The organism is Chryseolinea lacunae (assembly GCF_016735595.1).
Classification (GTDB): domain Bacteria; phylum Bacteroidota; class Bacteroidia; order Cytophagales; family Cyclobacteriaceae; genus Chryseolinea; species Chryseolinea lacunae.
Window position 1 is genome coordinate 379552 of the sequence record NZ_JAERRB010000002.1, and the last position, 12413, is coordinate 391964.

The 12413-nt window shown below is 49.5% G+C and carries 16 protein-coding genes; 8 read left to right on the forward strand and 8 right to left on the reverse strand.

Annotated features, from left to right (window positions below):
- Window positions 1-348: 348 nt before the first annotated feature.
- Complete coding sequence (locus JI741_RS07370; protein WP_202008399.1) at window positions 349-957, forward strand: flavodoxin family protein; 609 nt, start codon at window positions 349-351, stop codon at window positions 955-957.
- On the opposite strand, the gene JI741_RS07375 is transcribed toward JI741_RS07370, so the two are convergent.
- The 3 genes from JI741_RS07375 to JI741_RS07385 form a co-directional block, all read right to left on the reverse strand.
- On the reverse strand, window positions 936-1685 hold the full coding sequence (locus tag JI741_RS07375) for a CHAD domain-containing protein (RefSeq protein ID WP_202008400.1): 750 nt from the start codon (window positions 1683-1685) through the stop codon (window positions 936-938). The two genes, JI741_RS07370 and JI741_RS07375, sit on opposite strands and share 22 nt — an antisense overlap.
- A gap of 20 nt (window positions 1686-1705) precedes the next feature.
- Window positions 1706-2119, reverse strand: coding sequence for a hypothetical protein (locus tag JI741_RS07380; RefSeq protein ID WP_202008401.1), 414 nt, complete (start codon window positions 2117-2119; stop codon window positions 1706-1708).
- A 439-nt stretch (window positions 2120-2558) separates the two neighbouring features.
- Window positions 2559-3002, reverse strand: coding sequence for an OsmC family protein (locus tag JI741_RS07385; protein WP_369411734.1), 444 nt, complete (start codon window positions 3000-3002; stop codon window positions 2559-2561).
- 277 nt (window positions 3003-3279) lie between these two features.
- On the opposite strand from JI741_RS07385, the gene JI741_RS07390 reads away from it, so the two are divergent.
- The 3 genes from JI741_RS07390 (at window position 3280) to JI741_RS07400 (ending at window position 6083) form a co-directional block, all read left to right on the forward strand.
- Complete coding sequence (locus tag JI741_RS07390) at window positions 3280-4593, forward strand: carbohydrate kinase family protein (RefSeq protein ID WP_202008403.1); 1314 nt, start codon at window positions 3280-3282, stop codon at window positions 4591-4593.
- Between the two features lie 204 nt (window positions 4594-4797).
- Window positions 4798-5160, forward strand: coding sequence for a CBS domain-containing protein (locus JI741_RS07395; protein ID WP_202008404.1), 363 nt, complete (start codon window positions 4798-4800; stop codon window positions 5158-5160).
- 266 nt (window positions 5161-5426) lie between these two features.
- A complete protein-coding gene (locus JI741_RS07400) occupies window positions 5427-6083 on the forward strand; it encodes a phosphoribosyltransferase family protein (protein WP_255534523.1) in 657 nt (218 codons plus the stop codon).
- A 29-nt stretch (window positions 6084-6112) separates the two neighbouring features.
- On the opposite strand, the gene JI741_RS07405 is transcribed toward JI741_RS07400, so the two are convergent.
- Both JI741_RS07405 and JI741_RS07410 read right to left on the reverse strand, forming a co-directional pair.
- Window positions 6113-6556, reverse strand: a complete 444-nt coding sequence (locus JI741_RS07405; RefSeq protein ID WP_202008406.1) for a DUF2267 domain-containing protein — start codon at window positions 6554-6556, stop codon at window positions 6113-6115.
- 201 nt (window positions 6557-6757) lie between these two features.
- Complete coding sequence (locus JI741_RS07410; RefSeq protein ID WP_202008407.1) at window positions 6758-8500, reverse strand: alpha-amylase family glycosyl hydrolase; 1743 nt, start codon at window positions 8498-8500, stop codon at window positions 6758-6760.
- A 160-nt stretch (window positions 8501-8660) separates the two neighbouring features.
- Between JI741_RS07410 and JI741_RS07415 the strand changes: the two genes are divergently transcribed.
- The 4 genes from JI741_RS07415 to JI741_RS07430 all read left to right on the forward strand — a co-directional run bounded on the left by JI741_RS07415 (window position 8661) and on the right by JI741_RS07430 (window position 10812).
- Entirely contained in the window at window positions 8661-9191 is a 531-nt protein-coding gene (locus JI741_RS07415; RefSeq protein ID WP_202008408.1) for a hypothetical protein, read from the forward strand.
- A complete protein-coding gene (locus JI741_RS33035; protein ID WP_202008409.1) occupies window positions 9188-9334 on the forward strand; it encodes a P-loop nucleotide/nucleoside kinase family protein in 147 nt (48 codons plus the stop codon). The genes JI741_RS07415 and JI741_RS33035 overlap by 4 nt, the downstream gene beginning before the upstream one ends.
- Window positions 9335-9519: 185 nt before the next feature.
- Window positions 9520-9774 carry a YtxH domain-containing protein gene (locus JI741_RS07425; protein WP_202008410.1) on the forward strand — a complete coding sequence of 85 codons (255 nt, stop codon included), beginning with the start codon at window positions 9520-9522 and terminating at the stop codon, window positions 9772-9774.
- A 54-nt stretch (window positions 9775-9828) separates the two neighbouring features.
- A complete protein-coding gene (locus JI741_RS07430; protein ID WP_236675941.1) occupies window positions 9829-10812 on the forward strand; it encodes a zinc-dependent alcohol dehydrogenase family protein in 984 nt (327 codons plus the stop codon).
- Window positions 10813-10845: 33 nt separating this feature from the next.
- Here JI741_RS07430 and JI741_RS07435 read toward each other — a convergent pair whose 3' ends face one another.
- From JI741_RS07435 to JI741_RS07445, 3 genes are all read right to left on the reverse strand, one after another.
- Window positions 10846-11280 (reverse strand): DUF302 domain-containing protein, encoded by a 435-nt coding sequence (locus JI741_RS07435; protein ID WP_202008412.1) that lies wholly within the window; start codon window positions 11278-11280, stop codon window positions 10846-10848.
- A 97-nt stretch (window positions 11281-11377) separates the two neighbouring features.
- Complete coding sequence (locus JI741_RS07440; RefSeq protein ID WP_236675942.1) at window positions 11378-11815, reverse strand: Hsp20/alpha crystallin family protein; 438 nt, start codon at window positions 11813-11815, stop codon at window positions 11378-11380.
- Between the two features lie 88 nt (window positions 11816-11903).
- A complete protein-coding gene (locus JI741_RS07445; protein WP_202008413.1) occupies window positions 11904-12359 on the reverse strand; it encodes a hypothetical protein in 456 nt (151 codons plus the stop codon).
- Window positions 12360-12413 lie beyond the last annotated feature (54 nt).

Consider the following 12413-nt stretch of genomic DNA (forward strand, 5'->3'; position numbering starts at 1 on the left):
ATGACATATGTTGTGGTAATTTTTGAGCTGTGGCGCGTAAGCGCCACAGCTTCCTTGCTGAGACCCGAGGCGTCCGGCACTGAAAATCGAGATTGGTTTTCAACGCGTCTATGTAAGAGTATGCGTGTGTTGCGTGGCACAAGTCTGTGCCGAATCTTCACCCTTCTGCACGTGATTCACATGGAACGCTGAATGCGTACCGGCAAAAAAGTGATTTTATTGGTTTGAGAATTATAGTGAATTCCAGAGAACGGCCTGTTCTGATTGTATTGTCGTGCAGCTGATCAAAACGAGGTTGAACCGATGATTTTTATCAGCGAACGATGAACAGATGGAGGTTATCTTCGGATGAAGTTTAATGCCAGGCAGCGCACCGATTGCGGCCTGTCTTTGGTTTTTAATAACTTAAAATGTGTGCTTATGAAAACGATCATTGTCTATTATTCTTTTTCGGGCAATAATGAGCAGCTGGCAAAGCACCTTCACGAAAAGCTGAACTGCGACATCCTTCAACTGGAAACTGTTCGGAAACGTGGGCCATTGTCTATTTTTTTGGATATTCTGTTCAGTCGAAGCCCGGCAATCCAACCCCGGAACTGGTCGATGGCGCGCTATGACCGGTTTATCTTTGTGGCCCCCGTATGGGCCGGTAAAATGGCTTCGCCATTGAGGACCTTTCTACGGGAAGAAAGCAAATTTATTTTGCACTACTCCTTTATTACTGTGTGTGGCGGCGGGCAAAACAATCAGCGCGAAGCGTTGGAAAAAGAGCTTGCGTCGATTCTGGAAACGCCACCCGAACGGGTAGCCGAGTTGTGGGTGAAGGAAATGTTGGAGGTGAAAAAAATGGATGCGGACAAGTTCACTTCCGCCTACCGGATCACCCCCAAAGACTTGATGTATTTTTCTCGTAAGATTGATGATTTTGTCAAGCCTCACACAGCCGTGGCGTTGTGATGGACATTGTTTGGATTCGGGCGATAAAACCGGACTGTCATGGCTTTGATCTTACGAATTCCATGGGTGATCGCGACCTTTGCCGCGTGGCGGTCGGCTGCGTGCGTCGAGGTGGCAAGCAACAATTGATTGTCGTGCAGCATGCCGATAGATTCTTGCAGAGCGTTGAAGAAATGTATTTTTTCTTTTTTCAAACTGTGGGTGGCTTGTGCGATGTATAAGACGGTTTTGACAGATTTTCGTGTCTTATGGATGTCGGTTATGGAAAGGTGAGGATAGAGTTTGCAACGGATTTGTTTTTGAAGACGTTTCAGGAACCGGCGTAGCGGCTTTTTGTGAACGCCTCGCAGCCACGGTTCGATTTTTCTTTTCCGTTTTTTGATTTTCTTCGCGAAACGGTCTACGACGATTGAAAAATCGGAGCAGGGTCCATCTTCTGCCGCAGTTGATGTTGGTATTGCAGCCTCGGTCTCTGACGCCAGCGTGTGGAACAAATCCAACCTACGGATGATATCGGCGCTTCGAAACACTGTACGGAAAGGCACGTACTGGCGGTGCATCTTAAAAGATTTTCGGCATGCACCTATGGTTTCTAACACCGCTTTTATTTTTTTTATGTCGACGCGTATTTGATGCACTCCCTCAGCATCGGGATTTTCACGATAGGCCTCAAGGTGGGTTTTGAGGATCTTAAACTGATTGTGCGCAAAATGATTGAAACGTTTCATGCCAAGGTTCTTCGGCTACATCACATCGCGGTTTCGATAAACGTGAATAGCGTGGATTTATATTCCTGAAACTGGGTGTTAAACGATTCCATTTGCGCCATCACGAGGTCATGTTCCTTAAAATATCCGGTTTTTGTTTCGTCCTGTGTCGATAGGATTTCGGCAAGTTGTTTTTCGTGTTGACGAAGGGTGTCTGCCAGGGTGTCGACCACTTCCGTTCTGTAATAGAGCAGCAAATTTTGGAAGTGGTCGAGTTGTTGTTTGTCGGCAAGCGATGAAAAATCGGGTGCGTACTGATCCAATAGTTTTTGAAAGAATGCGAGTTCCCTTTTCCAAAGCACAGAGGCCGACAACCATTCGAGTGTTTTCTTGTGTTTCTCAAGGAGGCCAGGCTGCAGAATATAGTGTCCGGTGATGGCGAGTGGAGCGATCATGCTTCAAAGTGTTGTTTAAGCAAAGTTGGAAAAATGTCACAAGCAAAGCGATGACGATGATCATGGCTCGGGACTGATCTGAGTCAGCATGTTGCGGATGGTGGGTTGCCCGGTCACCAGCACAAACGCGGGTGCGATGTGAAGACTGTCATCATCCTTTTCTGTCTACAACGAATCCCAGCCGCCAACTTAAAAAAGAAACATCGCGTTCAGGATCACCAGGGCGTTCCCGGGGAGCTTGCGTTACGGGAGGGAGCCGGAACCTCGCGCGGCGCGGTAGGGGGAATCGTCAGCGGTTCTTCTGCTGGCTTGATTTCCGGCGTGGGCTGTGGCCATACAACCGGTGTGGGTTCTTTGGGCGGGGTGGTTTCTGGAAGTTTGCCAGGTTGCGGAATTTCGACAGGACCTGGGCTTTCTGCAGAGGAGGCAATGCGTGTTTTCATGTTAGTTCAAGTTTTGCCGGCACTTCAACGTGAGGTCGCATAGTAACTTTCGTGGTGATCGAGTTCGTGATCAGACAGGCCGATTCAGTTTTCTGCAGCACGCGTAAGGCGCGGTCGCGATCTTTTTCTTGCACGATGACCAGATGAGGTTCCAGCAGGATTTCCGTCATTCTATATTTGTTGTTAAGCTGCTCCAACGTTCCGCGTGCATCGCAACGAAACGTTTTAAAATCAAGTTTAGAATTCTCGGCAATGGATAAAAACGTGGTCATGAAGCAACTGCTCACAGCTGCAGTGAACAGATGTTCGGGCGACCAGATGCCGGGAATTCCGTTTGGAAATTCTGGCGGTGTAGCCACCTCGATACAGGTACGTTCGGCTGTGCTGTTGTGAATTTCAGGTGAACACATCACGCCCCTGCGATCTTTGTTCCAGGTCACGTTCACGTGATAGAAGTGCGGTGCCATACTACAATTATTTCATTGATAAAGGTACCTGCTCGCAGGGTCGCCGCCGCTGACAGATGTCAAGCCTGTCTGTGAGATATATCATGGCAAGGCCGCAAGACTAACACGTTGTGGTGGATTGTTCGCCAGGGTTGGCTACACGGATTGCATGCTACAGACGATCACCGTGACGAACAGTTCGCCCGAGGGGGTGAATCGACGGTAAAAAATCTCCCGTGGCAAGATGCTATGATGGGCAACGACACCACTCTTGACGACGTTCGCGTTGGCGACCTTGACGCAAATCATCTTTTTGTTAAAGGTTGGTCATTTGCCAGATACCTGGAGGTTTGTACTTTCAAAAAAAAACAGAAAGCGTATGGCGGCGAATTATTCAGCGTTATTGGAAGAATTGCGGGAACAGATTGAAAAAATGTCGACCTGCCCGATGAAGAAAAGTGTATTTGTGGGGTTCGATGGCTTCATCGACACAGTGAAGAAGGCGGTAAAACAGCGGCAGGATCGCGACGCGATTTGCTTCGAGACGTTAGGTGAATTTTCGGATCGTATCCGTGCCGCCGCAGGCCGCAGCGGACAGATTGAAATGTTGACCGAACGGATTAAGCCCGGTGGCAACGCCCCAATTCTAGGCCATGCACTCGGGCGCCTGGGCATAAAAAGCAGGTGTCTTGGCAGCATGGGGTATCCGGAGAAACATGCCTTGTTTTCAAAACTCAGCGATCGGTGTGAGGTGATTAGCGTGATCGACCCTGGCCACAGTGAGGCAGTTGAGTTTACCGATGGCAAAATGATTTTTTCAGACCTGGATGTTTTTGATCGCTATGACTGGGCCTACATTGTGAAAACAATAGGTTTGGAACGGGTGGAGAAGGCTGTCGCGGGCAGCGACGTTATCGCGTTTGTGGATTGGGCTAATCTGCCGCATGCCGGCAACATTTGGCAGGGCGTTCTACAGGACGTTATAAAACCATCGCGGAGGAAAGACTATCTTTTCTTTTTCGATCTGTGTGACCCCTCCAAAAAGAGCACGCAGGAAATTGATGAGGTGTTGGATCTCATGAGCTGTTTCTCGCACTATGGAAAAGTAACACTGGGCCTCAACGAAAACGAAGCGCTTCGGATATGGTGTGCCCTCCAGGGTGCCGACTATGCCCGCCACGCCAGGGATAAAACGCTACCTACCGTGACACAGGCTGGCGAGGTCTTGTTTAAGGCGATGCGCATTGATTGTCTGTTGGTACACCCCATTGATCGGACTATTGCCTATCACAAAAACGGAGTAACCGAGGTTCTGGGGCGGGTGGTGCTGCATCCGAAAGTGCAAACTGGCGGGGGCGATAATCTCAATGCGGGCTATTGCCTGGGACAACTTTGTGGACTTTCTCTGGTGCATTGCCTGCTATTGGGCATGGCCGCCTCCGGCGCTTACATTGAAAACGGAGAGAGCGCCGATTTGGCAGCCATTGATCGGTATCTGCGTTTGTGGCTGGCCGAATTGCCGACACACGATGAAAGATGCCCGGTTGTCCGTGCGATGGGACACGGCATGAACAATCTGAAATAACCCCCGGAAAAAAACACGAACCACCACTGCGAACCTTCGATAAATGTGTTGCCGGAAAGAGACACGAAAAGCATGACATGGCAGTCTGCTTTTCGTTCGGGCAGGTAATCATATATTCACAGGCCTGTTTATTGTGGTTAGCGGACAGTATGAGTCTGTAACGGTGAGCACCATACAGTTTCTGCATCGCTATCGGTGCGCGACATGATCATGCTTGAAATTCCTTCGCTTGATCGGCTGCAGTCCATGAAGGACGCCGCGCAAAGAATTCTCGATACACAAAACCGGAACTTCGTCGTCACGGATCAGGGTAGGCCGATCGGTACCATTATTCGTGACGGCATATTTTCGGTAATGAAAGAATGCGGTGGCGAAACGCTTGTGGAGCCTGTAGACGATCCACATTGTGCATATGTTTCGGAAGACATGCCCCTGGACGAAGCGTGGACCCTGATGCAACGTGATAAAAAACAATTGATCCTCGTGGGCACCGGCCAGCAATCGGAGGGCATTCTCGATGAAGAGAACATTGCCGAGTGTATTCAGCTTCACGCACGCGATAACTAAACACCCCAGACTTTTATCGCCAGCGAGATCAGGGCAATAACCAAGGCGATGATGAGCAGAATATGCTTATTGTGGACTTTCATTTGGTTTTTGGATTCCATTCTTGCCATACTTGATTTATGTGGCATGAAGTACAACATTAAAGACGAAAGATTTGGTGACGTTTCTCGCGGTCGCTACAGATTGTTATCATCGGATAGTTCGGGGACTCGTGATGCTGCTCATAGCACCTGCATTCGAAACTGTGGTATTTTTGAAAAAAAAATATGCAGACGTGGCGCAATACCCTCATTCAAAGGTGTGATCATGCTGGCAGAATGCTTGGTGCCAGGTTACGAGCCTACAAGGACTCCGATGCCGTGGTTGTGGGAGTTCCTCCGGGTGGCGCGTTGACGGCCGCAGCCCTGGCGGAGACGTTGCATCTCGCGTTTGATGTGATGCCGTGCAGAAGGATTGCCCATCCGGCCGACCCCACGCAAAGCATTGCGTCGGTGAGCACCCATGAGATCGTGCTCAGCCCACTCACGCACGGCATCCCACAAGACTATGTGGGGCACCAAATTGCCATGATCCGCCATGGCTTGGATGCCGAAGATCGCTATTATCACGACGCAGTGCCACGCCTGCCGCTCAAGGATAAAACGGTGATCGTGGCAGAAGAATCTCTTCAATCAGCAAGCAGTGTGATGGCCTGCCTGGTGGGCATCAAAAAAGAAAACCCAAGGAAGGTTGTGCTGGCGTTGTCTGTTGCGGCTCCCCATGCCACCGCAGCAATGGGCAGAGAGGTTGATGAAGTTGTTTTTCTTCGCGTAGAACCAAATCAATATGATGCATTCTCTCGCGAATCGACAGGTGCTGAATCCTGCGCCGTAAAGGAGCGACTGTTGAGGCTGCGTGGTCTCGTGCCGTCCGAACGGACATGAATGGTGTGCGAAATTTCCGGGCGGGAATTTTATGGCCGGTGTGCCAGGGTGAGGATTTCACGGACTTGCTTTGGCAGTGTGTTCAGTGCCTGGTCTATTTCTGCGGTACTAACATATAGGTTCATGGTCTGAATAACCGCATTCACAGCATGTTGCATGTCTTCCAGGCTGGCAAAGTCTGTCCACACCGACATACCGTCTGCTTCGGCGATCTCCTGGATGAAGTCTATAGAGTTTTTTATCCTGAAATGATCCTTTTTTTGCCACCCGTCAACGTAGACTGCCTTTATCGCCATGGGGAGTTGCGCCAGTAATTGTAAAGACTCCTCAAAGGTCAGGTGATTCCGAAGCACGCGAAAAGTGGCCTTCAGAATTCTCGCCGCACGATCACGGTCGGCGGTGTGAAGATTTTCTTCCAGTTGGTGAAGAAATTCATTTCCCTTCATCGCGTACTTTTCAAAATCGAGTTGCATAGCTGTGAATTTAGGAGATCAAAACCATCGCATTTTTTTATGACCGAGGTAAATGCGTCGCCGCGCTGGCGGGTTGGCGCGCACGGTCCTGGTGAATGGGAAAACGTGTCAACAGGGCTATGAACGTAGCGATCCGATTTGACTTGTTTTTTTTCATGCAATGAATATACAGCCAAGCAGCCACCATGGCGATGATGTTGGTCACGCCGGGGCCTGAAATTCGTCACCACGCAATGCACCGGAAAGACCGGCTGAATTTTGATTGGTTAAGATCACAAACTGACCCGGGTTGAGCTTCACCTTCACAAAATGGTGACTGCCGTCTTCGTTTTTCAACACATGTATTTTTCCCTTGCCGCCATAGCAAAACCTGAACACAGAACCTTCTGCATTCAAATGCTTGTCGACCACGATGTATTCTTCATCCGATTTTGTCAGCGAATGATTGTAGACCACCAGAATTTCCTCGTCATACAATATGCGTGAGAACGCCAACATGCAGTCGGCATAAACGGGCAGATAGAAGTTTTTGCCGGAGCGAGAGGATTCACGCATATACATTCTTCCGAATTTTAGGACAGCATTTTTTTTGCGCAAATTCGCGATGGTGGCGATCTCGCGATAAATCGGGTTTTGTTGATTGAGAACATTCTGGGTGTCGTTGTCGAGGCTGAACATGGCTTCACGTATGTTCCAATCGCAGGCGCCAGCGCCCTGAAAGCCCTGTTCGGTGCCATAGTAGATGCACGGTGTGCCCAGGGCACACAACAAGAAACCCATGCCGGCAATGATCTGTTCTTCGGTCGCGTCGTGTCCGAAGCGTGTCTTGATAGCCTGGCCAACCTGATCGTGATTGTCGATAAAAGTGACCAGGAATTCGCCGAACTCTCCACGAGACAACGCATTTTTTCGAAGGGATTCGTAGCGTTCGATCAGTTTCTCGGGGGTAGATTTTCCGAGAATAACGTCGGCCAAAACATGATACAATGGAAAATCAAGAACTGAATTTAGTCCATAATAGATGGCCTTGTCTTCTACCTGAATGGATGTTTTTGGGCCGATGTAATGGTTGTACAATTCCTCGGGCCCAAGCAGCTCACCGAAGAGAAAGAAGTCGTGCTTGCCGAGCGTATAGGCATATTCACGTATCAGCGAACAAAATTGACTTATTGCCTTTTCGCCCATGTGTTTGACAGCGTCCAGGCGAAATCCGTCTACATCCGTTTCACGGATCCAGTAGCAATGGATTTTAGTGAGGATATCCTGCACATAGAGAGCCTCGGGTGAATCGTCGTTTTTGAATGTCTTTAAATTTTCGAAATCACCTTCGCGTGTTTCCGGATAACAATCAAAGTTCCTGATCTGTCCTTTCCGTTCATAGAGATCGGGGTTGCGCAGCTCCAAGGGTGAAGGTTTTTTGTCGTAGCGCCAGGATCCGAACGGGAATGTCGCGCCCTCGTAATAATAGTATGGAAAGTCGCCTGGGTAGGACCAGTTGTCGCCGGAATGATGTAGCACGATGTCCAGAAACACACGCATATCCATGGCATGTGCTTCATCCACCAGGTCGGCAAGATCGTCTACGGTTCCGAAGCGCGCGTCAACTTGCAAATAGTCCTGGATCGCATAGCCGTGATAGATACCGACGTTGTTTTCAAAAACAGGACTTAGCCAAAGGGACGTACACCCGAGTTCCTGAATATAGCGCAAGTGTTTGCGGACACCCTGCAAGGTTCCGCCACACGCTTGCATCAATTGGCTGGACGTGCCAAAGCCCCTTGTTTTTCCAGCTCCAGGCAACGCGGTTCGTTCTTTGCTGTCGTGGAAACGATCGACCATCAGGAAGTAAATAAATTCTTCACGCCATTCGCGGGCGTCCTTCCCCCAATATTTTTTACCGGGCTTGGGCGAGAGATCCAGATGCTGAGTGGTAGTGAGTGACATCTTATTTCGTATAGCGATCAATCACGATCATTTTTTCCATTGCACTCATGATAGACGTCAGAATTCCTGTATGATTTACATCATAGTCTGTAGCCCTGAATTTTTTTGACGCGGTCCGCATGACAAGAATTAGCCATTCAGATGATCGACCTCATCTGATATGAAGAAAGCACATCGGACATTTCGAAAAAAGAATATGACAGCCCAGGCAACAGTCGCGAGACTTAAAATCGAAAAAAACACCCTCCCTTCGGCAGCGAATCGTGCACTCGTCTATGACGGCACCTGGCAGACATTTTATGTGGCGACAGATCAATGGAAAACTGAATTAAACTACGTGGACTGTGAACTGACCTTTTTTAGAAGGCTGATGTTCGAATATTTTGCGCCGTGCATTGACGGCGCACCGCTGGAGCAAACGCGGAAGTTATCGGGCCAAGAGACCAGGATTGAAAAAAGACGTGCGGCGCTTGAAGAGCGTGTGCTGGACCAGCGTCACCACTTGGCGCACCTTCTGGAAAATCCCATTGCGCGCGATGCTCAAATCTGCTATGATCAGCAAATGATTCTACAAGAGGAGCTGGCCGAGTTTCTAAAGGCTTTCCGTCAGTTCAAGCAAAACCTTTTTGTTGTGGCCACGAACATTCTGAGGGGCGCGAAAGGCGAGGTCCTTGCTTCGGGGATAACATGACGAAAAATGAATCGGAGGCACGATGCCTGGTGCCGGTGGTCGGTCTGCCCGGGTCGGGGAAAAGTTTCTTTGCTTCGCGCTTTGCTGAAGCACTGGGAGCCGTTTACCTGAGTAGTGATGTTATGCGGATGAAATGCTGGTGAAACAGCGAACCAGTAATCCACGGCCCGACAGTGAAGCAGATTTTGCCGTCTATCAGGCCTTGCGGAGTCAAGTTGAGGCGATCGAATTTCCGTATCTGACCCTGAAGTCTACGGACGATGACGAAACTCATGGTCGGGTTGTTCTGGCCGGCCTATTTTTATATCCACAACCAATATAAAATACTATGGATTCAAAAAAAGCATTGCTGGGCATTGTGGCAGGGATTGCTGCCGGTGCTGTGTTGGGCGTGTTGTTCGCCCCGGAAAAGGGATCGCGTACCCGGAGGGGTATTGACCGCAAAGGCGAAGATCTGGCGGATGCACTCAACGACAAGATCGACGAAAAGTTCGATGACCTTCTTGATGTTGTGTCGTGCAGAATGAAAAAGAACAACGTGCAAAACAACGGTGAGCACGTTAGAACGGAAGTTTCGGTATAGGAGCAGTGCCCCATGAAAGCCTGGCTCTTGTCGAGAATTGGCAACGTAGGCAGCATGGCCTCACCGTTGGATTGGCGCGAAGTGCCAACGCCGCAACCCGGGGAGAATGAAGTCTTGATTAAAGTTTCCTGTTGTGGCGTGTGTCATACCGAATTGGATGAGATCGAGGGACGCACGCCGCCACCCAGGTTGCCGGTGATTCCGGGACACCAGGTGGTCGGGTTTGTGATCGGGACGGGCAAAACGGCAACCCGGTTTCATGTAGGAGATCGTGTAGGGGTAGGGTGGATCCATTCAGCCTGCGGGAGTTGCATGTTTTGTATCAGCGGGAAAGAAAACCTGTGCCCGAGTTTCGTGGCCACCGGCAGAGACCGCAACGGGGGATATGCTGAATTTCTAGTCGTGCACGAACAGTTCGCCCATAGCATACCTGCCGTGTTTTCCGACGCTGAAGCTGCGCCGTTGCTTTGTGCGGGTGCGATTGGCTATCGTTCATTAAAGCTGGCCGGTGTTTCCGATGGGCAAACACTGGGTCTTACGGGCTTCGGTGCGTCGGGACATCTGGTGTTGAAACTTGCCCGGCACCTGTATCCCCAAAGCAAAATTTATGTATTTGCCCGGAGCGAAAAAGAGCAGGAGTTTGCGCGTAAACTTGGTGCCTCCTGGGCAGGCGCACCGCAGGAAAAAGCACCCGGGCTGTCGGACGCCATCATCGACACGACACCGGTCTGGTCTTCTGTGGTGAATGCATTGTGGCAACTCAGGCCAGGCGCGCGACTTGTCATCAATGCGATACGAAAAGAGTCTGCCGATCAGCATGCGCTGCTGGGCATTCGTTATCACGATCATCTATGGATGGAAAAAGAAATTAAATCCGTAGCCAATATAACCCGCGCCGACATTGGCGAATTCCTGTCCGTCGCCGCGGCCATTCCATTAAAATCGGAAATTGAGTTGTATCCGTTTGAGCAGGCTAACCGCGCATTGGTAGAACTCAGGCATAAACCTGTGCGGGGAGCAAAAGTGCTGATGCTTTAATCTTTTTTCAACAACCGGTTGCCCCGACAAGCATTATTTTTCGCAGGGCAACGCTTCTGCATGTTGCTCGGGAGCCGAACGGTGAAGGTCATCTACGGCGGCGCGCAGTCGGTTGCTTACCTCCAGTGCCAACTCGCTTAAGAGGGGCGTGCGGATATTTTTGTCAAGGCTTTCAAGTGGATTGACGGCAGAAACTTCTACTTCTCCGTTTTCATGTTGCTGGATAACTACATTGCAAGGCATCATGATGCCCAGGTGCGACTCCAGACTAATGGCCTTATAGGCAAACTGTGGATTGCAGGCGCCAAGAATCCTGTAGTTTCTGAAATCGACATTAAGTTTTTGTTTAAAAATATCCTTAACATCGATGGAGGTGACGATGCCAAAGCCCTGTTGTTTTAAATTTTCGGTCAGCTTGTCCATCACGTCCGCAAAGGGCAGATGCAATTTTCGGGAGTGGTATGTCATGATTTTTTTTGTTATGGTGCGAACGTCGGTTTGACCGGCAACGGTAAATAGAAAAGCCTCCATTCCGGGAGGCTGTTCTTCAGTGTTCACCCCGCACTTACCGGACTTCGATGGCCTTCTGTGCTTTGGGTTGACTGATCATCTTTTTGGAGAGTTTCAACTTCAGAATACCATCCTCGTAGGTTGCCTTGATGTCGTCTTCGTTGATGTTTTCAGGCAATGTAAAAGTTCGGCTGAACGTGCTATAGTTGAACTCCTTTCGTGTATAATCGTTTTCCTTTTCTTCTTTCTCCTCTTTTTTCTCTGAGGAAATCGTCAGCAAGCCGTTTTCGGAGGTGATCTTAAAATCTTTTTTAGACAAACCGGGAGCGGCAACCTCAACATCAAAAGACTTGTCGGTTTCCCGCACGTTGACTGCGGGGATAGAAAAATTCTTCATCCAATCAGAGTCAAAGAATTTTTCGGTGTCGAAAAAATCAGATAGCCAGGAGCCATTACCTAGTAACGGCCAGGTTGAGCGTTTGATGAGTGACATATGTGTTGTTTTTTTTGTTACACAAATATCACGGAGCGCGATGAATCTCGATATGACGAATGTCACTGGAAGCAGATGATCGTTGTGCCTACGCAACGCTTTTGTCTGGCAAAGTATGTGTGGATGTTTCATTCATCAGTTTTGAAAAGAGAAGCCCCAGGCAGGTGAACTCGGCCAGGGCACTGACAGCCCAGGTTGCCGTCATGAGCAGCGATATGGGAAAGGAGGCGTAGGAGATCATCATTCCGGGCACAGTGGATACTATCCAGCAGGCGAATGCAAAACGTATGGCCTTGCGCCAGTTACTGCCTGTGTCGCTGAGCGCACGGGTCTTTTTCCATACCCATGCAAATGCCATGGAAAAGAAAAAGGGGTGTACGAAATATACCAGCATCGCCGGATCGGACTGTGTTCGAAAGAGATGCACGTTTTGATATTCGGTTTGGAGCGCCGGGAACAATGCTTGAACGACTTGAGCAATCAACATGCCGATGGCAAGCACAAGGATGCCACCAAGGATGGAGGTAAGAATAAGCTTTTTCATAAGATCATTTTTTTGATACATAAGACAAGAGACAGCCTGCAAAGTAGGGTAGCG